19 protein-coding genes are annotated in these 22,365 nt (G+C 63.5%); 10 read left to right on the top strand and 9 right to left on the bottom strand.

Annotated features, from left to right (window positions below):
- Positions 1 to 2: 2 nt before the first annotated feature.
- A complete protein-coding gene (gene mdcA / locus WN982_RS31935) occupies positions 3 to 1,664 on the bottom strand; it encodes a malonate decarboxylase subunit alpha (protein ID WP_341316029.1) in 1,662 nt (553 codons plus the stop codon).
- Between the two features lie 8 nt (positions 1,665 to 1,672).
- Positions 1,673 to 2,446, bottom strand: coding sequence for a GntR family transcriptional regulator (locus WN982_RS31930; RefSeq protein ID WP_341316028.1), 774 nt, complete (start codon positions 2,444 to 2,446; stop codon positions 1,673 to 1,675).
- 188 nt (positions 2,447 to 2,634) lie between these two features.
- Between WN982_RS31930 and WN982_RS31925 the strand changes: the two genes are divergently transcribed.
- Positions 2,635 to 3,933 (top strand): MFS transporter, encoded by a 1,299-nt coding sequence (locus tag WN982_RS31925; RefSeq protein WP_341316027.1) that lies wholly within the window; start codon positions 2,635 to 2,637, stop codon positions 3,931 to 3,933.
- A gap of 127 nt (positions 3,934 to 4,060) precedes the next feature.
- Here the strand turns inward: WN982_RS31925 and WN982_RS31920 are convergent, their stop codons facing one another.
- Positions 4,061 to 4,981 (bottom strand): DMT family transporter, encoded by a 921-nt coding sequence (locus WN982_RS31920; RefSeq protein ID WP_341316026.1) that lies wholly within the window; start codon positions 4,979 to 4,981, stop codon positions 4,061 to 4,063.
- A gap of 101 nt (positions 4,982 to 5,082) precedes the next feature.
- Between WN982_RS31920 and WN982_RS31915 the strand changes: the two genes are divergently transcribed.
- The gene (locus tag WN982_RS31915; RefSeq protein WP_341316025.1) at positions 5,083 to 5,976 is read left to right on the top strand and encodes a LysR substrate-binding domain-containing protein; all 894 of its coding nucleotides are present in this window, start codon (positions 5,083 to 5,085) and stop codon (positions 5,974 to 5,976) included.
- A gap of 82 nt (positions 5,977 to 6,058) precedes the next feature.
- Here the strand turns inward: WN982_RS31915 and WN982_RS31910 are convergent, their stop codons facing one another.
- The 6 genes from WN982_RS31910 to WN982_RS31885 all read right to left on the bottom strand — a co-directional run bounded on the left by WN982_RS31910 (position 6,059) and on the right by WN982_RS31885 (position 14,005).
- Positions 6,059 to 7,117, bottom strand: coding sequence for an ABC transporter ATP-binding protein (locus WN982_RS31910; protein ID WP_341316024.1), 1,059 nt, complete (start codon positions 7,115 to 7,117; stop codon positions 6,059 to 6,061).
- A gap of 28 nt (positions 7,118 to 7,145) precedes the next feature.
- Complete coding sequence (locus WN982_RS31905) at positions 7,146 to 8,750, bottom strand: iron ABC transporter permease (protein WP_341316023.1); 1,605 nt, start codon at positions 8,748 to 8,750, stop codon at positions 7,146 to 7,148.
- On the bottom strand, positions 8,751 to 9,782 hold the full coding sequence (locus WN982_RS31900; protein ID WP_341316022.1) for an iron ABC transporter substrate-binding protein: 1,032 nt from the start codon (positions 9,780 to 9,782) through the stop codon (positions 8,751 to 8,753).
- A gap of 75 nt (positions 9,783 to 9,857) precedes the next feature.
- Positions 9,858 to 11,162: an iron uptake transporter deferrochelatase/peroxidase subunit gene (gene efeB, locus WN982_RS31895; protein ID WP_341316021.1), complete on the bottom strand. Its 1,305-nt coding sequence runs from the start codon at positions 11,160 to 11,162 to the stop codon at positions 9,858 to 9,860.
- 74 nt (positions 11,163 to 11,236) lie between these two features.
- Positions 11,237 to 12,388, bottom strand: a complete 1,152-nt coding sequence (locus tag WN982_RS31890) for a hypothetical protein (RefSeq protein ID WP_341316020.1) — start codon at positions 12,386 to 12,388, stop codon at positions 11,237 to 11,239.
- Positions 12,389 to 12,481: 93 nt separating this feature from the next.
- A complete protein-coding gene (locus WN982_RS31885; RefSeq protein WP_341316019.1) occupies positions 12,482 to 14,005 on the bottom strand; it encodes a carbohydrate porin in 1,524 nt (507 codons plus the stop codon).
- Between the two features lie 338 nt (positions 14,006 to 14,343).
- On the opposite strand from WN982_RS31885, the gene WN982_RS31880 reads away from it, so the two are divergent.
- The 8 genes from WN982_RS31880 to hutH all read left to right on the top strand — a co-directional run bounded on the left by WN982_RS31880 (position 14,344) and on the right by hutH (position 22,319).
- Positions 14,344 to 15,024 (top strand): hypothetical protein, encoded by a 681-nt coding sequence (locus WN982_RS31880; protein WP_341316018.1) that lies wholly within the window; start codon positions 14,344 to 14,346, stop codon positions 15,022 to 15,024.
- Between the two features lie 503 nt (positions 15,025 to 15,527).
- Positions 15,528 to 16,385: an arylamine N-acetyltransferase gene (locus tag WN982_RS31875; RefSeq protein WP_341316017.1), complete on the top strand. Its 858-nt coding sequence runs from the start codon at positions 15,528 to 15,530 to the stop codon at positions 16,383 to 16,385.
- 4 nt (positions 16,386 to 16,389) lie between these two features.
- Positions 16,390 to 17,070 carry an isoprenylcysteine carboxylmethyltransferase family protein gene (locus WN982_RS31870; protein WP_341316016.1) on the top strand — a complete coding sequence of 227 codons (681 nt, stop codon included), beginning with the start codon at positions 16,390 to 16,392 and terminating at the stop codon, positions 17,068 to 17,070.
- 326 nt (positions 17,071 to 17,396) lie between these two features.
- Positions 17,397 to 18,221 carry a transporter substrate-binding domain-containing protein gene (locus tag WN982_RS31865; protein ID WP_341319483.1) on the top strand — a complete coding sequence of 275 codons (825 nt, stop codon included), beginning with the start codon at positions 17,397 to 17,399 and terminating at the stop codon, positions 18,219 to 18,221.
- 100 nt (positions 18,222 to 18,321) lie between these two features.
- Complete coding sequence (locus WN982_RS31860) at positions 18,322 to 19,044, top strand: ABC transporter permease subunit (RefSeq protein ID WP_341316015.1); 723 nt, start codon at positions 18,322 to 18,324, stop codon at positions 19,042 to 19,044.
- A 15-nt stretch (positions 19,045 to 19,059) separates the two neighbouring features.
- Positions 19,060 to 19,815, top strand: coding sequence for an ABC transporter permease subunit (locus WN982_RS31855; RefSeq protein WP_341316014.1), 756 nt, complete (start codon positions 19,060 to 19,062; stop codon positions 19,813 to 19,815).
- A 27-nt stretch (positions 19,816 to 19,842) separates the two neighbouring features.
- On the top strand, positions 19,843 to 20,634 hold the full coding sequence (locus WN982_RS31850; protein WP_341316013.1) for an ATP-binding cassette domain-containing protein: 792 nt from the start codon (positions 19,843 to 19,845) through the stop codon (positions 20,632 to 20,634).
- A gap of 23 nt (positions 20,635 to 20,657) precedes the next feature.
- Positions 20,658 to 22,319 (top strand): histidine ammonia-lyase, encoded by a 1,662-nt coding sequence (hutH, locus tag WN982_RS31845; protein WP_341316012.1) that lies wholly within the window; start codon positions 20,658 to 20,660, stop codon positions 22,317 to 22,319.
- The last annotated feature ends 46 nt before the right edge of the window (positions 22,320 to 22,365 follow it).

Genomic DNA, 22,365 nt, shown 5'->3' with positions numbered 1-22,365 from the left:
CGTTACCAGCTCCTGAAGCGCGCCGGCGGCGCGTAAAGCCCGCCCGACCACGTCACCAGATCGTCGATGCTGCGTGCGGCCAGCAATGAACGCTTCGCTTCGCCGCGACGAATGCCCAGATCTTCCGGATACGCAACGATGCCGCGCCTGCGCAACTCGGCCGTTTTTTCCGGCTTCGCACGCAGCCCGATCGGGGTCACGCCCGCCACCGCTGCCAGTGCCGCGCGCCGCTCGTCGATCCCTTCGGCCTTGTGCAAATGCGCGATGCCTTCCTCGGTGACCACATGGCTCACGTCGTCGCCGTAAATCATCACGGGTGCGATCGGCATGCCGCTTTGCGCGCCGACCGCGATCGCATCGAGTTCATCGACGAAAGTCGGCTCGCCGCCTTTCTTGTATGTTTCGGCCATCTGCACGACCAGCTTCTGGCCGCGCGAGACCGGCCCTTGATTCTTCAGCAGCTTGAGCCACGCTTCGCTCGAATGACGCCGGCCGCGTGGATCGTGACCCATGTTCGGCGCACCGCCGAAACCCGCGAGGCGCCCACGCGTCACCGTCGATGAATTCGCGTCCGCGTCGATCTGCAGCGTCGAGCCGATAAACAGATCGACGCCGTATTGTCCGGCCAACTGGCACAGCACGCGGTTCGAACGCAGGCTGCCGTCGCTGCCGGTGAAAAATACGTCCGGCCGCGCTTCGATATACGCCTCCATGCCGACTTCGCTGCCGAAGCAATGCACGCTTTCAACCCAACCCGATTCGATCGCGGGGATCAACGTGGGATGCGGGTTGAGGGTCCAGTTGCGGCAGATCTTGCCTTTCAGGCCGAGCGATTCGCCGTAGGTGGGCAGCAGCAATTCGATCGCCGCGGTGTCGAAGCCGATGCCGTGATTCAGCGACGTCACGCCGTACGGCGCGTAGATGCCGCGAATCACCATCATCGCAGTGAGCACCTGCAAGTCGCCGATATGCCGGGGATCGCGCGTGAAGAGCGGCTCGACGGCGAACGGCCGGTCAGCTTGCACGACCACGTCGACCCACGAACCCGGAATGTCGACGCGCGGCAGTTCATCGACGATCTCATTGACCTGAACGATCACGATGCCGTGCCGGAACGCGGCGGCTTCGGCGATCGTCGGCGTGTCTTCGGTATTCGGGCCGGTGTACAGATTGCCGTGACGGTCGGCTTTCTCCGCGCACAGTAGCGCGACGTGCGGCGTCAGATCGACGAACATCCGCGCGTACAACTCGACGTACGTGTAGATCGCGCCGATTTCCAGCTGGCCGTCTTCGAGCAGTTGCGCGACCCGCAAGCTCTGAGGTCCAGCGAATGAGAAATCGACCTTGTGCGCAATACCGCGTTCGAACAGCGTCAGATGTTCAGGACGGCTGATGCTTGAAATCAGCAGATGCACGTCGTGAATCTTTTGTGCATCCACTTTGGCGAGCGAGCGCGACAGGAAGTCGGCCTGCTTCTGATTGTCGCCTTCGAGCGCGACGCGGTCGCCGGGTTGAATCAACGTTTCGAGCGCATCGACGATGCGGTGGGTCGGCAGTACGCCGTCTTCCAGCCACGATGCAATGGCGGCCAGGCGCCGGTTCTTTTCGTCGCGGCGCGTGGTCCATGAACGGGTTGGGGGTGACGCTTCGGCGGATCGGTTCATCGGCGGATTCAGCTCCCGGAGGTGGTGCGCGTGCGTCTTGCGCGCGGCTTGGGTTGATTCGCTAGCGCGGCTTCCGCCTGTGCGCGTTCAGTCAGGAAACGGTAGAGCAGGTCGCCAGTGCCGAGCAAATGCGCGACCACCAGCGCTTGCGCAGCTGGAACATCGCGGCGTTGCACCGCGTCGAGCAAGGCGGTGTGTTCCTCGTCGGATTCGCCCTTGTACGACGGCAGCCCGAACTTCAGCCGCAGATACCGTTCGCCGCGCCGATGCAACGCGCCGATCATGTCCTCCAGTTGCGGACGGGCGGCGGGCGCATACAGGCTTATGTGGAACGCGGCGTTGCGCGTGACGTACAGCGACGGGTCGGCTTCACGCTCGGCTGCGCGGCACAGGTCCGCGGATTCGCGCAGCGTGGCGGCGGTGTGATTCGGAATCGCGAGGCCGATGGCGAGGCTCTCCAGCGCCGAACGGATCTCGTAGATCTCACGCGCTTCATCCGCCGACAGCGGCGCGACGGTTGCGCCTTTATGCACCGCGGCTTTCGCCCAGCCTTCGCTTTCCAGCTGGCGCAGCGCCTCGCGCACAGGAATGGCGCTGACGGAGAAATGCCGCGCAATGGCGTCTTGCCGCAGCGGCGCGCCAGGCGCCAGCGTACCGTCGACAATCGCCGCGCGCAGCGCCTCCGCGATCACGCGGGACGTGCTTTCGCGCGGCGCCGCCGCAGGCAGAAGCGGGGTGCGCGCCGGGGCGTCCAGGGGAAAACCATCTGTTGCGTCGCTCATAAGATCAAATATTATATATAAAAAGACGCGTTTTACAGGTGGGCAAACCCGGAATGTTTTCCAGCAGACCGCTGGCCATGTCCCTCGCCGTGGTTGCAACACGGCACTTCAACTCCATCACAAACGCGCCATCCCGTTGTTCCCGATATGTACGAAAGTACGCCAACTTGCAGGACCGGAGGAGCATGATGAATTCACTGACCGACCGCATGTCGGTTGCACGGCGTCGCACGCCGCTCAATCGTTCGCAGATTGTAGGTTTTTGGGGAGCTTGGGCCGGCTGGACGCTCGACGGGATGGACTCGTTCATCTATGCGCTCGTGCTGACTCCGGCCTTGACCGAATTATTGCCGCGCTCGGGCTATGCGGCGACACCCGCGAACGTGGGCCTTGCCGGTTCGATTCTGTTCGCGCTGTTTCTGGTCGGGTGGGGGTTGTCGTTTATCTGGGGACCGCTCGCCGACCGCTTTGGACGCACCAAGGTGCTGGCCGGCACGATCTTCACGTTCGCCATTTTTACGGGGCTCGCCGCGACGTCGCACAACGTGTGGGAGCTCGGCATCTACCGCTTCATTGCCGGCGTCGGCATTGGCGGCGAGTGGGCGTTGGCGGGCACGTATGTGGCCGAGTCGTGGCCCGAAGATCGCCGCAAGATGGGCGCGGGTTATCTGCAAACGGGCTACTACGCCGGCTTCTTTCTGGCCGCGGCGCTCAATTACACGGTCGGCGTGCATTACGGCTGGCGCGCGATGTTCCTGACTGGAGCGGTGCCGGTGGTGGTGGCGATTCTGATCTTGCTGCGCGTGAAAGAGTCGGAGAAGTGGCAGAAAGCCGAAGCGCGCACCGTGCGCACCAAGCCGCTGAGTGAGATTCTCGGGCCGGCTTACCGGCGCCGCACGTGGGTCGCGTGCATTCTGCTGACGATCGCCATCGTCGGTTTGTGGGCGGGCGCGGTGTACGAGCCGTCCGCGGTGATTCAACTGGCGACGAAAGCCGGCATGGCGAAGAACGATGCGATCAGAACCGCGTCGCTGGCCACCGGCTTGCTGTCGATTGCGACGATTCTCGGCTGTCTCGCGTTGCCGCTGCTGGCCGAACGCATTGGCCGCAAGAAGACGCTGGCGGTTTACTTCACGGGTATGGCGGTGTCGATCGCCGGCAGTTTCGGCTGGGCGTTCTATCTGCCCAATGGGCTTGCGCCGTTCATCGCGTGGCTCTTCGTGCTGGGATTTTTCGGCGGTAATTTCGCGTTGTTCAGCTTGTGGCTGCCGGAGCAGTTCGAGACCCGCGTGCGGGCGACAGCGTTCGCGTTCTGCACGTCGTTCGGGCGGTTTGTCGGCGCGGGCGTCAACTTTTTGCTAGGGGCGGCCGTGCTGCATATGCATACGCTCGGCGTGCCGGTGGCGCTAACGGCGTTGGCGTTTGTCGTCGGGTTGTTCGTGATTCCGTTTGCGCCGGAGACGAAGGGGGAGGTGTTGCCGCAGTGAGGTGCTTTCACTACGACGACTAAAAACACCGGGCGCAACGCCCGGTGTTTCGTTCAACGCCTTCAACGCCAGCAGCATCTGAAAGTCCACGCGCGCGCGGTCCGCCTGCACGCAGCGCGGCTGAAACTCAATCGGCGTGATGCCGCGCCCGTCCACCGGGCCGCAACATCGAAAGCAGTGGCCAGCCGAGATTGACGCCCAGACTCGCGACGACAATCAACGCCATGCCCGCGAGTTGCGGCAACGACAGCGCCCGCCCATACACGACGGCATCGACGACAATCGCCGTCAGCGGATACACGAACAGCAACACGGCGATGACCGGCGTCGTCAGCTTGGGCAGCGCGCCGTAAATCAGCACATACGACAGCCCCGTGTGCAGCACACCCATGCCGACCAGCCAGAACCACTGCATCGGCCCGATATGCACGGCGGTGAGCGGCGCAATGAACGGCAGACACACCACGCCGACAAAGCACTGTGCGAGCGTCAGCAGGTGCGGCCGTAAACTGCCGAGCCCTTTGGCGATCAGCGTGACGCTCGCATACAGCACCGAGCCTGCCAACGCTTCGCCGATGCCGATCAGATAGCTCGTGTGTCCTTGCAGATTGTCGGTCGCCGCGACGCCCGACGCGAGTATGAGCCCGACGAACGCAGTCGCGATCCAGCCGAGCCGGTCCATCCCGAGTCGCTCGTTGAAGAGCGCCGCGCCGATCAGCACGACCCAGAATGGCTGTACGTGAAACACAACCGTCGCGACCGCGATGCTGGTGCGATGAATCGCATCGAAGAAGCCGACCCACTGCGTGACCATCAACAGGCCGGAGATCAGCGCCAGCACGACGGTGCGCCGCGTGAAATGCTGGCGCGTGAAAAAGCCCTTCCACGCGCAATACGCGGCCAGCGCAAGAAAACCGAACAGGCAGCGAAAGAACACCAGCGTGAGCGCACCGAGCCGCGCTTCCTCGACGAAGATGCCGAGCGTGCCCATCAATAGCCCGCCGCTGGCCAGCGTGATGGCGCCTTGTTGACGTGGGGTGAGGGACATGCGAAGCGGCTCCGTGGCAGTGAGTCCCAAGTATCGCGTGGCTTGCATGGCACCGACAAACGAATTAAATTGAGAAATTCCATAAGCTGGATTGATAAATCATGCACCCCGAATTCGACGTCGATCTGCTGCGGACTTTCCTCGCGGTGGTGGAAACGGGCAGCTTCACGAAGGCGTCGGCAACCGTGCACCGCTCGCAGGCGGCGGTCAGCATGCAGATCAAGCGGCTCGAAACCATGCTCGGCACCACGCTGTTCGCCCGCAACACGCGCAATCTCTCGCTCACGCGGCCCGGCAACACGCTGCTCGAGTACGCGCGGCGAGTGCTGGCTTTGCATGAGGAAGCATGGTCGGCGATCGTGCGGCCCGAGGTGACCGGGCGCGTGGTGCTCGGCGCGCCGGACGACTACGTGTCGTCGTTGCTGTCGCCGGTATTGCGGCGCTTTTCGAATCTGTATCCGCACGTGGAGATCGAGATCGTCTGCGCGCAGAGCACGTCGCTCGCGCCGATGCTGGCCGATAACAAGATCGATCTCGCCTTCGTCACGCGCGACCGCAAGTTGCGCGGCGAATTCGTGCGCAGCGAGCCGATGGTGTGGGTGGGGGCTTCGGTGGATACACCGGTGCTGGCGGCGTCGCCGTTGCCGGTGGGACTCTACGAGCCTGGATGTGTCGCGCGGCAGCATACGCTGGCGGCACTCGACGGCGCGCGAATCCGTTATCGGGCCGCGTTCAGCAGCGCGAGTCTGATGGGTCTCGTGGCGACCGTGGATGCGGGATTGTCGGTGATTGCGCTGACGCGTTGCAGCGTGCCGTCGCGGCTGGCGATTCTCGGCGAAGCGCAAGGTTTGCCGAGAATCGCGCCGCTGGAAATCGTGGTGGCGCGCAGCGCCAAATCGGACCGGCCCACGTGCGACTATCTGGCCGCGCAGATGGTGCAGGACTTGTCGCTGCGTCCGCAGACGCGCGCGCCCGGTGTGGCGGCGTCCGCGTAACGGCTGATAGGTAACGCATCGCAGCGTCGCTTAACTGTGTTGCTTGGTTGCGTCGCTTATTTTTGTCACTTATTTGTGTCAATTATCCGCGGGCATAGGCCGTCACATCACCGTCGACGGCGAGCCGCACATGCTCGCCCGGCCGCGGCGTCAGGTAGCCCGGCACGCGCGCGCGCACCACGGTCTGCGCGGGCGACTGCAATTGCAGCGAAACACCTGCGTCCTGCCCCTGGAAGATCACGTCCTGCACGACAGCTTCATACGACGCCGCACCATTCGGCATCGTTTCGTCCGCGCGCAGCAGACGGATCTGTTCAGGGCGCACCATCACGTCGACGGCGCCATGACCCATCGGCGCGCATAAGGGCAGTTCACCCAATTCGCACGTCACGCGATCCTGTTCGACCACGCCCGGCAACAACACCGCCTCGCCGACAAACGACGCCAGTTCTCGCGTGACAGGCCGCCGATACAAGGTCTCCGGCGTCGCTGTCTGAATCAGCTTGCCTTGCCATAGCACTGCGACTTCATGGCCGAGCGATAGCGCTTCCGACTGATCGTGCGTGACCAGCACGGCTGTCGCGCCGGTCGCGGCCAGCGCGCTCACCACCGCTTGCCGCGTTTCAAGCCGCAATGCCGCGTCGAGCGACGAAAACGGTTCGTCGAGCATCACCAGCGTCGGCGAGGGCGCGAGCGCTCGCGCCAGTGCGACACGCTGCTGCTGCCCGCCGGACAGTTGCTGCGGCGCGCGCTCGCCGAAGTTCGCCGGCAAGCCGACCAGCTCGAGCAATTCGGCCACGCGATGACGCGCACGGCGTTGCGCGCGCGGCAGGCCGAACACGATGTTGTCCGCCACGGAAAGATGCGGAAACAGCGCGCCTTCCTGCGGCACGTAGCCGATGCGGCGTTGTTCGGACGGGACATGCAGGTTCTCGCCGGCCACGCGGCGCCCGTCGATTTCGACGGTGCCGCTGTCCGCGCGTTCGAAGCCGCACAAGAGGCGCAGCAAAGTGGTCTTGCCGCTGCCGGATGGCCCGAGCAGCGCGAGGAGCGTGCCGCGCTCGATGGACAGATCGATGCCGTGCAGCACCGGATGGCCGTCGAACGATTTTTGCAGTCCGCGGATACGAAGTTCGCTCATGAGAATCCGATGAGAAAAGCGAGGTGCGTCAACTGCGTTCGCCGAGCAGCGCCGATTTGCCGAGCAGCGCGAACAGCAGGCCGGAGGCGAACAGCGAAATGCCGGTTAGCAGTGCCGCATACGGCGCGGCGGCGGCGAAGGCCATCGTCGACGTGTCGGCCCAGACTTGTGTCGCGAGCGTTTGGGTGTCGATGGGCGAGAGCAGCAACGTCGCGTTGAGTTCGGTGACGACCGAGATGAACACCATCGCCGCTGCGGCGCCGAGCCCCGGGCCGGCAAGCGGCAACAACACGCGGAACACAGTCTGCGACCAGCCGAGGCCGAGCGCGCGGGCTGTCTCTTCAAGGCGCGGTTGTGCCTGCATCAGGGCGGCGCGCACACTCACCAACGCAACCGGCATGAACAGGATCGCATATGCGATGATCAGCAGTGTCGTGCTTTGATAAAGCGGTTGCAGTGCGTGCACCGCGAGCGAGACGATCGCCAGCGCGATCACCAGACCCGGAATGCCTTGGGCGAGAAACACCGTGCGTTCGAACAGCGTCGCGAAACGCGTCGGATAGCGCACCAGCAGGAACGCGAGCGGCAGGACCAGCAGCGTGGTCAGTGCCGCGGCGGCGAGGCCGAATCCAAGCGACGAGATCGTCGCGTTGAACAGCAACTCGGGTGACACGTCAGCCGGTGTGACGGCGGCAGCGCCCGGCTGCGTGAGCCAGTAGCCGATCATGCCGAGCGGCACGCCGAGCGTTGCGATCGCCAGCGCGGCGAAGCCGGCCACCACGATCCAGCGCCATGCGCCGAGTTCGTAGCGCAGCACCGCGCGACGCGTGCCGCGATCGAAGCGTTCATAACGCGCCGCGCCGCGCACACGGAACTCGAACGCGAGCACGATAAGGCAGATCACGATCAGCAGGCAGGCGAGCAGCGAAGCACCGCCGCCATCGAAACTGGTGCGATATTCCGCGTAGATTTGCGTCGTGAATGTGCGAAAGCGCAGCAGCGTGAACGCGCCGAATTCGGACAGCACGCCGAGCGCAACCAGCAACATGCCGCCGAGCAGCGCCGGGCGCAATTGCGGCAGCACCACGCGAATGAAAGTTGTCCAGCGGTTGCAGCCGAGCGCGCGCGCGCTTTCTTCGAGCGCCGGGTCCATGCCGCGCAACGCGGCGGCCACCGGCAGATAGACCAGCGGGAAGTACGCGGACGTCAGCACCAGCAACGCCCCCGCGAAGTCCTGTAAATCGAGACTCAACGACACCCACGCATAGCTCGAGATGAAGGCCGGCATCGCGAGCGGCGCGGCAGTGAGCACGGCCCACGCACGGCGTCCCGGCAAATGCGTGCGTTCGACGAACCATGCGGCCGCCGTGCCGATGACAGCGGAGACAAGCGTGGTCGACACGGCGATCAGCAGCGTGTTGACCAGCAGTTCACCCACCAATGGCCGGACTATCAGGTCGACCGCCTCGCCGATCCCGAAGCTTGCCGCCCGCCAGAAGGTAAACGCAATCGGCAGCAACACCAGCAAAGCGCTGAGTGTTGCTGCCGCAAACAAACCGCGCGGCGCGCGCGAGTGGGCGCGCGCCGGGGTGGGAGTTACAGCCGGTGGCCCGGCTGACACGGCATCGCTCATTTACAGCAAGCCTGCCTGACGCAGCAGCTTGCCGGCCTGGCTGTCGTCGCCGAGTTGCTGGATCGTCAGCGACGGCGGGCTCAGTTCGGCGAACGGCTTGAGGATCGGGTCCGGCGCGACGCCCGCATGCAGCGGATATTCGAACATGACGTGGCTGTTCGCCATCAACTTTTGCGCGCGTTCGCTGACCAGATAGGCGAGAAACTTCTGCGCGCCGTCCGTGTTGTGCGCGGACTTCAGCACTGCCGCGCCCGACACGTTCACCAGCGCGCCGACATCGCCGTTGCCGAAGTGATGAACCGCGCTGCGGGTTTTCGCGTCGCCGAGTTCGGCGTGCAGACGGTCCCAGTAGTAGTTGTTGACCACACCGGTGGCCACGCCGCCGCGATTGACGGCGGCGACCACGCCTTCTTCGTCGTCGAAAATCTGCGCGTTGGCTTTCAGGCCCTTCAGCCATTGGACGGTTTGCGCTTCGCCCTTCAGCGCGAGTACGGCGCTCACGAGCGGCAGGAAGTCGGCGTCGCTCGGTGCAATGCCGACCTTGCCTTTCCATTCCGGCTTGACCAGGTCGAACAGCGATTGCGGCAGTTGCGATGCTTGCAGCTTGCTCGTGTTGTAGGCCAGCACGCTTTCACGCGCGGTCACGCCGACCCACGCGCCGGTCGGCGAGTTGAAGCGCGCCGGCACGGTGGCGAGGGTCGAGCCGTCGACCTTGTTCAAGAGGCCTTTCTCTTCGAGCAGCGTCAGCTCGGGCGAGTTTTCCGTGAAGTACACGTCGGCGGGCGTGGCGGCGCCTTCCGCGACGAGTTGCGCGGCCATCGCCGGGCCTTCGCCGTTGCGGATCTTCACCGAAATGCCGGACTGCTTTTCGAAGTCTTTGGCGAGCAGATTGACGACCTGTTCGTGCTGCGCGTTGTACAGCGTGATCGACGCAGCGTGAGCCGCCGTCGGTGCGGTGCCGAGTGCGGCCAGCGTGAGCGCGCCTGCGCTGCTGACGATGCGCAGGCGGGTGACAAACCAGGAATGAGCCATGATCCTAAAGTCCATAGATGATGTAATAGTTGATCTTCTCTGCTGCTTATTTTGCTGATCGTCTGGCGGCTGCCATTATGTCTCGAACAGCCCCGCGCCGATATACGAACCCGGCTTCGCGCCCGGCGGCACCGCGAATACCGCGCTGCCTACGTGCGTCGTGAACTGGTTCATCATGTCGAACTTCGCGAGCTTGTCGTTGATCGGAATGAAGCCGGTACGCGGATCGCTCTGGTGGGCGACGAAAATCAGTCCCGCGTCGTATTCGGTTTCCTGGCGCCATGGCGGCCAGCGCTCGATGTAGAAGTTCGTGCCCTCGTTGTACGAGTACGAGCGGCGCAGAATCTGCGCACCGTTGTTGCTCGCCTGATTCGACAGACGCACGTGCGAGTTCTCCGGAATGACAGGATTGCCGTCCTTGTCCTCTTCCTTGAGGTCCACCGGGTCGAACTCGTTCTTCTTGCCGATCGGCGCGCCGCTGTACTTGTGACGGCCGAACACCTGTTCCTGGAAACCCAGTTCGGTGTTGTCCCAGTGTTCGAGCGTGATACGGATGCGGCGCACGACGGTGTAGGTGCCGCCTTCCATCCACGGTGCGTCGGCAGTGGCGCCGGCCCACACGAACTCGTTCATCAACTGCGGCTTGGCGGTCGACGGATTATTGGTGCCGTCCTTGAAGCCCATCAGATTGCGCGGCGTCTGACCGCGCGGACCCGACAGGAAGCCGGACTGGCCCCAACGCATGGTCGCGACACCGTAGCCGAGGCGTGCCAGTTGCCGCACCGCGTGGAAAGCGACTTGCTGATCGTTCGCACATGCCTGGATGAACAGGTCGCCGCCGGTTTTCTCGGCGATCAGCTGGTCGCCGTTAAAACGCGGCAGATCGACAAGCGCGGCAGGGCGGCGCGCAGCGAGGCCGTAGCGGTCCTTGCCTTCATGCGTGAAGAGGCCCGGGCCGAAGCCGAACGTGATTGTCAAACCGGCGGGGCCGAGACCGAGCACATCGCCGGAATCGGGCGCGGCCTTGTCTCCGCCCACGTCGCCCGGGGGCAACGGCGCGGCCGTGGCGCCTTGCGTCAGGCGTGCGGCGGCGTCGGTCCAGGCACGCAGCAGCGCGATGACGTCGTCGCGCTTGTCGGTGGTCAGATCGAGCGCGGCCACGTACGTGTGACTCTGCTGCGGCGTGACGATGCCGCCTTGATGCGCGCCATAGAACGGCTCGACTGCCATTTGCGGATCGGCATTGTGCGCGGGCGTCTTGCCGAGCGCGGCCTGGGGCGTACCCAGACCCGCGCCGAGGCTCGCACCGGCCGCTACCGCTGCGCCGCCCGCTTTGAGAAAGCCGCGCCTTGCAGGCCGCGACGGATGATCGTTTGCCATGGTTACTTAGCCTTTATTTGGCCTTGGGTTTTGCGGGGTTTGCGTCGTTTATCTGCGTCGCCTGGTTGCGTCACTTACTTCGCCAGCACCAGCGTGTTCACGTCGTCCTGCACGTAATAGAAACCGTCGCCTTCCGGTGTCATCGCGATGCCGAACAGGTCGCCGTTGCCGGGAGGCGATTGCGCCTTGTCGGTGTCGATCCAGCGGGCGTAGAGTTGCTTGCCGCTGGCCGGATCGATTTCGACGACCTGGCCGTTCAACGCATTCGTGACCAGCAGGTGGCCGTTGGGCGCGGTGACCATTGCCAGCGGTCGATGCAGCAGGCCGTCGGCGGTCAACTGGCGGCCGACGCCGGCGCTGGTGTCACGCGTCATCGGATCGTCGATTTCGGTGACGCGGTTGCCGATCGCATCGGACACGTACAGTAGTTTCTGATCGGCCGACAGCGCGAGGCCGGTCGGACCGACGAGGAACACGCCCTTGTCGGCCTGCGCGCCGAAGCCGCTGCCCACGACCGTTTCCTTCTTCACGACCGGCGGCTTACCGGCCGGCACGTCGAGGTCCAGACGCAGCACGGTGGCCTGCTTGAATACCGGCGGATTGCCGTTCGCGTCGCCCACGCCGAAGCCGGCGTTGCTGACGAACAGCGTCGCGCTGCTGCCGTTATCGACGACCGCCATGTTGCCCCACGGATCGTTGATGTTCGGGCTGACGATGCTCGAGGCGACCTTGCCGTTCGGATCGATCACGATCAGACAGCCGGCGCCCTTGGTGCCGGTGGTGCCGTCGTTGCTCGGCGTGCTGCCGACGATCACGTAGCCCGACTTGAGCATCGTCATCGCGGTCGACAGGCCGATGCCGCCCGGGCATTCCTTCAGATCGCGCGGCACCGTGGCGAACACCGTCATCTGCTTCGTGTCCGGGTGATAGTTGACGATCGTGCTGCCGGTGCCTTGCAGATTGGTCGAGTTGTTGAAGTTGCCGACCAGCACGTCGCCTTGCTTGACGGTGCCTGCCGTGACCGGCGCGACCACGACCGCGTACGGATTCTGGTCGCCGTTTTCCGGCACGGTGTTGATCAGCGTGGTGTGATGCTTGACGGTTTCAAGGAAACCCTGCGGCTCGGCGTGCGCGCTGCCGGCCGTCGCGAATGCAGCGGCGCTGACAGTGACGGCGATCAGGGCCCGCGCGGCGTGCGGCGAAAATTTGCGCGTGCGATTGTTCATGAATGAGCCTCCGTGCCTGCGCACAAAGCGGTGAATGCGGTCATGTTCGAAAGCATGATGGATTGGGAGCCTGTGTAAATGGCGCTAACGGCGTCAGAACGTGATGTTGGTCCGCACGCCGATGACGAACGTGTTGCGCAGCGGCTGCGTCGGATCGCTCGGATTCTGGCCGGCGCCGGCGTTGAACGTGTATTGCGCGTCGGCTTGCAGCGTCCACCACGGATTAACCTGGTACTGGTAGGTCGCTTCGAGCGCGGTTTCGCTGGTGCGCACGCCGTACGGGCCGCCGCTGAATGCCAGGTTATCCTGATCGAGTTCGTGTGCGTGGCTGCCGACCTTGATGTACGTCAGCGCGAGGCCAGCGCTGTCGTTGTCGCGGCCTGCGAACGGCGCTTTCAGCACGATGCCGAGGTTGGCTGCGACGCTCACCAGGTTGCGGTCGCCCGGCGCGCCCATCACACGGGCGAACACGCCGAGGCTGCGCGCTTCGTCCGGGTTCGGACGCCAGATCATCTGGTCGGCTACCGCGTAGACGCTGTAGTCGCCACGGCGCTTCGCGGCGATGCCGGTGCTTGCCGGATTCGCCAGCGACAAACCAGTGTTGTCGTAGCGCAGATCCGCGAAGCTGCCGTTGTTGTACCAGACACCGATCTTGTAGGTGCCCGGCAAACCGCCGCCGCCCGCGCCGACCATTTCGCCGTCGGCCGGCTGGTTGATGGCGTACTGCAATTCGCCGATGAACAACGCGCCGTTATGCAGGTTGAAGTTGGTGCCGCTCTTATTGTTGGGATTGTTGCCGAGCGGATCGCCGTCGAACACGCCCGCGAGCGCCGTCAACGAAGGCGTGATCTGACCGCGCACGCGCACGCCGAGGGCCGACAGCGGATAAGCCGGGCCGCCATTGGGCATGTCGTAGGACGGCAGGGCGGGCCAGCCGAACATCGTATTGACGAACAGCGCCGAATACGTGCTGGTGATGAATTCCTGGTCGATACTTTGCTGACCGATCTTGACGTCGACGCGCTTGTTCAGGAACGACTGCTGATACCAGAGTTCCCACAGACGGGTTGTATCCTGCGCTTCGATACCGCTCGCCGTATTCAGCGTGCCGAGCTTGTCGGAACTCAGATTGCGACCGTGGATTTGCAGTGCGCTGACGTTGAACTGGCCGCCCGGCAAGCCGAAGGCTTTTTGCGTATCGACCTGTACCGTGGCCGTCGTCAGACCGTCGTAGGCGACGCCGCGATCGAGGCCGCCGCGCACGTTGCCGAGAAGTTCGCTGGTTTCGGTCAGCGCGAATGTCACGCCGTATTTGCCGAGCCAGGGGCGCAGACCGCCCATGTCGCCGAGCATGGTCTGGCGATTCCAGAAACCGGTCCACTGGCTCGTTTGGGTCGCCTGGATATTCAGGTCGGCTTCCGGCGCTTCCGGCGCGGCATCGGGATTGGCTTCGGCCATGGCCGCGCCGGCTGTCAGCGAGGCCCATGCGAAAGCGGTGCAGAGGGCGGCGCGCCGCATTGAAGGCAGACGAGAGCGGCGTACGGCGCGGCCGTACGGATCGGCATCCCGGAGTGAGCGCGCGTGAGCGGCGGATCCGTTGGACTGGGCGAACTTCATCGAAATCCTTATTGTGTTGTATCGACTGATCTAACCATCGCGGCGCTATATGACTGCGTGCCTGCGATTTGCCGCATCGGTTCGCGACGCCGGATGCAGCAGATGGCGAGATCGTACGCATGCGGAATGGGTGCGTCAACACAAATGAGAACGATTCGCATCAATATTACTGAGATGTAATACTGATATTTACGCACTGCTGCGAAACGGCATTTGAATGTAATTTAAACGGAATAAATATGTAATGTTTCAGTATGGTTTAAGTCATATCGAACGTGTGGCATGAGGGGGTGTCGAAGCGCACGAGTACCTCGGAAGACCAATGTCAGGAGATAGATATGAAGAAACGCATGCTTTTGCTTTCGTTGCTTGCTAGTGGTGGTTTGCTGGTGAGTGGCGTATCGAGCGCGCAGTTGAATCTGAAGCAGTTCGGCATAGGCGGCGACAGTTCGGCGGATGCTGGCGCGACGGCGTCATCGGGTGGTGTGTCGCAGTTGCTGCAGACGTACGTCGGCGCGAACCAGCAGGTACTGAATGGGCAATCGAGTCTTGCATCGGCGATGGGTTTGAGCAGCGCGGCGGGCCAGGCGCAACAGGCGGCGGGATTGTTGAGTGGTGGAACGCCGTCGGTGAGTCAATTGACGCAAATGGGCGGTACGCAGCAATCGTTATCGCAGACGCTGACCCAGGCATTCACGAACCGCGCGAGCGGCGCGGCGCCGGCGACACCGGTGAACAAGCAGGCGTTCACGGACGGCTTGTCGTCGTTAGGCAAGGGCGTGAGCCAGTATTCGAGCTTGCAGTCCGGGCTGGGCGGCATTGGCCAGATGAACCCCTCGTCGCTATTGCAGGCGGCGATGAATCCACAGACCGCGCAGGCCGCATCATATATAGCGCAGTCCGCGCCGGGGCAATTGCAATCCTTGATGTCGACGCTCAGCTCGGCGGTGCAGTTCGCATCGAGCCAGGGCATCAGCGTACCGTCGATAGCGACGGCGGCGTTGAAGGGCGGGCAGTAAAACAGATTAAACGGCGGGGTTTCGCCCGGCAGGGCGGGACCCTGCTAGAGCGGTATGAGGAAGTGCTTCACGGCGGGCGCAGCGCGAGCCCGCGAGCCGAACCAGGCGCAGGCGCCAAAAGCGCCGGGCGGTTTAATGAAGCACCGCTGCGGCGCGCGCAGCGCCGCCGGAAGTATGACTGCCTTGTCACCAGCGCGGAGTGTGCGAGAACACCGATTCCAGATGCTCCACTGCCTCCTCCAGGCCAGGGGACCCGCTTAAGGGTTAGCGGTGTGAAGCTGCTTTCTTTGCTTACTTTCTTTGCGGCGGCGCCCCGAAGGAAGTCCACTTGGTGGGCAAAGAAAGTAAGTGCCTGCCCCGCACAGGGGCGACGCTAATAGACCACTAAGAAATCAAGGAAAGGCCAACACCGCAGGCGAACAACAAAAAAGCTATGATCATCACCCAAGACCGCACCGAAGGGCAAAACCCATAAGCGCCCGGCGCCCCAAAGGACGACACCGATGTCACACACAGTGAATCTGGACAACTACTTCACCCGCATAGGCTACAAAGGCCCACGCGCGGCGACGCTGGAAGTCTTGCAAGAGCTGCACAGGCTCCACCCTAAAGCGATCCCATTTGAGAACCTCAACCCTTTAACGCGCCGCGCAGTAAACCTGGACATCCCATCGATAGAAGAAAAGCTGGTAACCCAAAACTGCGGCGGCTACTGCTTCGAACAAAACGCACTTTTCGCGAGCGTGCTGAAGCAATTAGGCTTCAAAATAACGCCGCTAATAGGCCGAGTCCTGTGGGGCCGCGAACCGGAAGCAATCCCCCCTCGCACGCACATGATCCTCAGCGTCGACCTCGACAGAAACAACGACAACAACGAAACACAATGGATTGCCGACGTCGGCTTCGGCAGCGTGACACTAACAGCGCCCCTACGCCTAACCCCAGGCATCGCGCAGCAGACCCCGCTAGGCACCTTCCGCCTCGCCGACGCGTCGCACGACGCGCTCTACCTCGAAGTGCAGGCGAGAGACAAAACCTGGTCCCGCATCTACCGCTTCGATCTGCACCCAGTCGAGTGGATCGACTACGAAACCTCCAACTGGTACACCTCGACCTCACCCGATTCGATCTTCGCGAGCAACCTGATCGTCTGCCGTGTACTGGAGCAATCGCGCCTGACGCTCCTCAACGACCAGCTCAACAAACGCGCCGCGGATGGCGAAATAATCAGCGAACGGCAACTCAAAACCGCAGACGAACTCGCAGCCTGCCTGCGCGACCAATTCGGCCTGAACACCGGCGACATCGACATCGCCGGCATATTCGACCGCGTGCGCAAGCCCGCGGCGACGGCCGCCTGAAACGATGATCAAGCGCCTCGTCTTCCAGACGTTGATCTCGCTGGCCGTCATGGGCGTGCTGCTATTCGGCGCGGCGGGCACGCTCGCGTGGCCGGCCGCCTGGTGGTATCTGCTCGAGATAGGCGTGCTAAGCCTATGGATCGGCTTCTGGCTGGCGCGCCACGATCCCGGCTTGCTCGCCGAACGTCTTGCGCCGATCATGCAGGCGCAGCAAAGCCGCTGGGACCGCTTCTTCATGATCGTCGTCGCGCTGGTGTGGTGCGGTTGGCTGATCCTGATGGGGCTCGACGCCATGCGCTTCCATTGGTCGGCACCGTTGCCGGTGTCGCTGGTGAGTTTCGGTTCGCTTTGCGTGTTCCTCTGCATCTTCATGTGCCGCTTCGTGTTCCGGGCGAACAGCTATGCCGCACCGGTCGTGAAAATCCAGACAAGCCGTGGTCACAAGGTTGTCGACAGCGGCCCTTACGCGTATGTCCGTCACCCGATGTACGCCGCCGCGCTGCTGTTCTTCGTCGGCACGCCCCTGTTGCTCGGTTCGTGGTGGGGTTTCACTTGCGTGCCGCTCATGGTGATCGCTCTCGGCTGGCGCGCGGTGGGTGAAGAGCGCTTGCTGGCATCGCAACTCGACGGCTACGCCGACTACATGACCCGCGTGCGCTACCGCTTTATACCGTTCGTCTGGTAGGCCCGCGGATGCGCCATCGCGAAGCGCATTCGATCGCTTTGCACCAACCTGTCTAGACAAAACGCACCGCGCTGACGCACGCGGTGGTGAACAGTGCACGACCTCCATCCTTTCAACACTTCCTTAAGAGCCTTGTAAGACGGGGCAACTAGGGGCTTACCCGATGATTTGAGCGATTTCCAGAAAATCCTCTTGCGACAGCTTTTTGACTCATGCAGACTTGTCTATACAAATTCAGCGGCGGTTAAAAAATCCGCCTCGACGGTTTCCTCAATCAAAGGAGTTTCGACGTGAAGTTCAAGCGCACGACGTTAGCAAAAGCATTGATGGGCGCCGTCCTCGGCGCCGCGACCATTTTCGCGGCACCGGTGCAGGCGAAAGACTGGAAGACAGTGACGATCGCGCTGGAAGGCGGATACGCGCCGTGGAACCTGACCTTGCCGGGCGGCAAGCTGGGCGGCTTCGAGCCTGAACTGGTCGCCAACCTGTGTGCCCGCATCCAGTTGCAGTGCAACCTCGTTGCTCAAGACTGGGACGGCATGATCCCCGGTCTGCAAGCGGGCAAGTTCGACGTCCTGATGGATGCGATCTCGATTACGCCCGAGCGCGAAAAGATCATCGCGTTCTCGAAGCCGTACGCCGCCACACCCGCGACTTTCGCCGTGACTGACGCGAAAGTGTTGCCGAAGGCCGCGCCGACCGCCGCGGTCGTCAAGCTGTCGGGCGATCCGAAAACCGATCAGCCGACCGTCGACGCGTTGCGCAAGCAGTTGAAGGGCAAGACCATCGGCATCCAGTCGGGCACGGTCTACACCAAGTTCATCAACGACGGCTTCAAGGACGTCGCCACGATCCGCGTCTACAAGACTTCGCCCGAGCGCGATCTGGATCTGGCCAACGGCCGCATCGACGCCTCGTTCGACGACGTGACCTACTACGCCGCCAGCATGGACAAGAAAGAAACCGCATCGATCGTGATGGCCGGCCCGAAGATCGGCGGCCCGATCTGGGGTCCGGGCGAAGGTCTCGCGTTCCGCAAGCAGGACGCCGATCTGAAAGCGAAGTTCGACACGGCGATCAGCGCCGCGCTCGCCGACGGCACGGTCAAGAAACTCTCCAACAAGTGGTTCAAGACCGACGTCACGCCTTGATGCGTCGTCGCGTACAGCTGTAGCGGCGGGCGCGGCGTCACGCTGCGCCTGCCGGCTGGTTCGATCCGTCGTATCCGTCGTAATGGATGAGGGGTAGGGAATGGCTCTGATAGAGATGCTCGGCTTCGGGCCGGAAGGCTGGGGCGGCGTGTTGCTGCTGGCAGCATTGATGACGGTCGCGCTGACGCTCGCGGCGCTTGCTGTCGGTGCCGTATTTGGCGCGCTCGTCGCGGCGGCCAAGCTGTCGCGCTTTCGCACGCTGCGCGTCGTCGGCGATCTGTACACCACCGTGTTTCGCGGCGTGCCTGAACTGCTCGTCATCTATCTGTTCTATTTCGGCGGCTCGACGCTCGTGACCAACGTCGGCCAATGGTTTGGCGCGGAGGGTTTTGTCGGCGTGCCGCCATTCGTGATCGGCGCGCTCGCGGTCGGCATGATTTCCGGCGCGTATCAGGCCGAGGTGTACCGCTCGGCGGTGCTCGCGGTGTCGCGCGGCGAACTCGAAGCGGCGCGCTCGATCGGCATGCCGACGCTGACAATGGCGCGTCGCATCCTGATTCCGCAGGTGCTGCGCTTCGCGTTGCCCGGCATCGGCAATGTGTGGCAATTGAGCCTGAAAGACTCGGCGCTGATTTCCGTCACCGGTCTGGCCGAACTGCTGCGTGCAAGCCAGGTCGCGGCGGGTTCGACGCATCAATACTTCACGTTCTTCGTGGTGGGCGGCGCGTTGTATCTGCTGATGACCAGCATCTCGAACCGGGTCTTCAACCGCGCTGAAGCACACGTGGGCCGGTCCTTCAAGCGCAACTTCGCGCGCAACTGACGAAGAGCGGACATCATGAATTTCGACTTCGATTTCCTGCTCGACACGCTGCGGCAACTGATTGCGGCCGTGCCGACCACACTCGGGCTGTTCTTCTGTTCGTTGATTCTCGGCGGCTTGCTCTCGCTCGTGATCGTCACGATGCGCGTGTCGCCGCATTGGCTGCCGAATCGCTTTGCGCGAGCTTATATCCTCGTGTTCCGCGGCTCGCCGCTCCTGATCCAGATGTTCCTCGTGTACTACGGGATGGGCCAGTTCGGCGTGATTCGCGAGAGCTTCCTGTGGCCCGTGCTGCGCGAGCCGTATATGTGCGCGGTGCTGTCGCTCGCGTTGTGCACGGCTGGATATACCGCGGAAATCATTCGCGGCGGGTTGATGGCCGTGCCGGTCGGTCAGATCGAAGCGGGTTATTCGATCGGTCTGTCGGGCTTCGCGTTGCTGCGCCGTGTGATCGGTCCGATTGCGTTGCGTCAGTGCCTGCCCGCGTATTCGACCGAAGCCGTGCTGCTCGTCAAATCGACCGCGCTCGCGAGTCTGGTCACCGTGTGGGAAGTGACTGGCGTTGCGCAGCAGATCATTCAGCAAACGTATCGCACCACTGAAGTGTTCATCTGCGCCGCGCTGATCTATCTGTTCCTGAATTTCGTCATCGTGCGCCTGCTCGGCATGCTCGAAACGCGTCTGTCGCGCCATCTGCGCGCGGCGCCCACGCAAACCGCACCGAGCCGCCCGGTTTCCACCACCACCGAAGCACGTCGCGCCGCGCCCTGAACGGCCGCTTATCCTGTGGAGATTCCCATGAACGCTACGGCACCCGTTGCACTGTCGGTCAAGAACATTCATAAGTCGTTCGGCGACCATCACGTGCTCAAAGGCATTTCGCTCGACGCTCATCAAGGCGACGTGATCTCGATTCTCGGCGCGAGCGGCTCCGGCAAGAGTACCTTTCTGCGCTGCCTGAACCTGCTCGAAACGCCCGACGACGGCTCGGTCGCGCTGGCCGGCGAAGAACTGAAAATGAAGCGCCGCGGCGACGGCAAACTGCAACCGAGCGACCGCCGCCAGGTGGACCGGGTGCGCTCGCAGCTCGGCATGGTGTTTCAGAACTTCAACCTGTGGTCGCATATGACCGTGCTGGAGAATCTGATCGAAGGGCCGATGCGCGTGCAAAAGCGCAGCCGTGCCGAATCGGTTGAAGAGGCCGAAGCGCTGCTCGCGAAAGTGGGCCTCGCGGAAAAGCGCGGCCACTATCCAGCGCATCTGTCTGGCGGCCAGCAACAGCGTGTGGCGATTGCGCGTGCTTTGGCCATGCATCCGAAGGTCATGCTGTTCGATGAGCCGACCTCGGCGCTCGACCCGGAACTGGTCGGCGAAGTATTGCGCGTGATGCGCTCGCTCGCCGAAGAAGGCCGCACGATGCTGGTCGTGACGCACGAAATGGGTTTCGCGCGCCACGTGTCGAATCGCGTGTTGTTTCTGCATCAAGGCCAGGTGGAAGCCGACGGCACGCCCGACGAAGTCTTCGTCGAATGCAAGTCCGAGCGCTTCAGGCAATTCGTGTCGAGCCACCACGACCGCACTACTAGCTAACTCACCACGTGAAGGGCAATATCATGGCCGTGATCCGTTCCGATCGTCCTCTCGACTGGGCTCAGGTCGCGGCGGTTGCCGCCGGTGAGCCGCTCGAACTTTCCGCCGGCGCCCGCGCGCGCATCGCGGCGGCGCGGGTCCTTGTCGAACAGATCGTCGAGCGCGGTATTCGCGCGTATGGCGTGAATACCGGCGTCGGTGCATTGTGCGACGTGATCGTATCTCCGTCCGAGCAGCACACGCTGTCGCGCAACATTCTGATGAGCCATGCGGTTGGCGTAGGCGTGCCGCTCGGTGTCGCCGAGACGCGCGCGATCATGGCGGCGGCTGTCAACAACTTTGCGCACGGACATTCGGGGATTCGCCTCGAAGTCGCGGACCAACTCGTCGCGTTGCTTAATGCCGATTGCTTGCCCGAAGTGCCGGCTTTCGGCTCGGTCGGCTATCTGAGCCACATGGCGCATATCGCGCTGGTATGCATCGGCGAAGGCTATGTGCGCTATCGCGGCGAACGGCTCAAAGGGCGCGACGCGTTGCAACTGCTTGGCTTCGAACCGCTGGTGCTCGAAGCAAAGGAAGGCTTAAGCCTCGTCAACGGCACACCGTGTGTGACAGGTCTCGCGGCGTTGGCTCTCGCGCGCGCCGAGCGCCTGCTCGACTGGACCGACGTGGTCGCCGCGATGAGCTTCGAGAATCTGCGAGGCCAGCTCGCCGCGTTCGATGCCGATTCGCTGGCATTGCGCATCTCGCCCGGCCTGAGCCTGGTCGGCGAACGGATGCGCACGGCGCTCGCCGGCAGCGGCATTCTCGCGGCAGTGGTCGGCCAGCGCACGCAAGACCCGTTGAGCTTGCGGACCATTCCGCATGTGCACGGCGCCGCGCGCGACGTGCTGGCCGCGACCGCCGAAGTGCTCAACCGCGAGCTCGCATCGATTACCGATAACCCGATCGTCGCCGGCACGCCGGATGAGCCGCGCGTTTATTCGCAGGCGCATGCGGTGGGCGCATCGATCGCGCTGGCGATGGACAGTCTCGCCACCGCGATCGCGCAAGTCGCGGCAATGGCCGAGCGGCGTCTGGACCGTCTGGTCAATCCGCTCGTCAGCGGCTTGCCGGCGTTTCTCGCCGAGCCGGGCGGCACCTGTTCAGGTTTCATGATCGCGCAGTACACGGCGGCGTCGCTGGTCGCACAGAACCGGCGTCTGGCGATGCCCGCGAGCCTCGACGGCGGCATCACGTCCGGCTTGCAGGAAGACCACTTGTGCCACGCGACGCCCGCCGCGCTCAAAGCGCTGGAGATCGTCGACAACGCCGGGCGCATTGTCGCGATCGAATTGCTGGCCGCGGCGCAGGCCTACGACCTGCAAACCGTCGACGCGCCGCGCGCGCCGCATACCGACGCGCTCTGGCAGCGTGTGCGCGGCGTCGTGCCGACCTATCGCGACGACCGGCCGCTCGCCGACGATATGACCATCGCGTTTCGCATGATCGCCGACGGCGCGCCGCCACCGCTGCCGAACCCGGGTAAGATGCGGCCTGCGCTTGCCACCGCTGCCGCTGCTGCGGACCTTGCCGGATTGGCGAGCGTGGCCGGCTGTGCGGCCGGCGCTGCCATGGCCGTCAACGACGGCCCACCGGCGGCCCATCGGCAACCCCTACAGCTTGATTGGAGACAGTGCCGGTGAGCGGGCTTACCAGCTGGTGAACCGGCGTATTGCGTACCACCCACGA

The organism is Paraburkholderia sp. IMGN_8, from assembly GCF_038050405.1.
In the GTDB taxonomy this organism is placed as follows: domain Bacteria; phylum Pseudomonadota; class Gammaproteobacteria; order Burkholderiales; family Burkholderiaceae; genus Paraburkholderia.
This window is presented reverse-complemented; position numbering and strand designations above follow the sequence as displayed.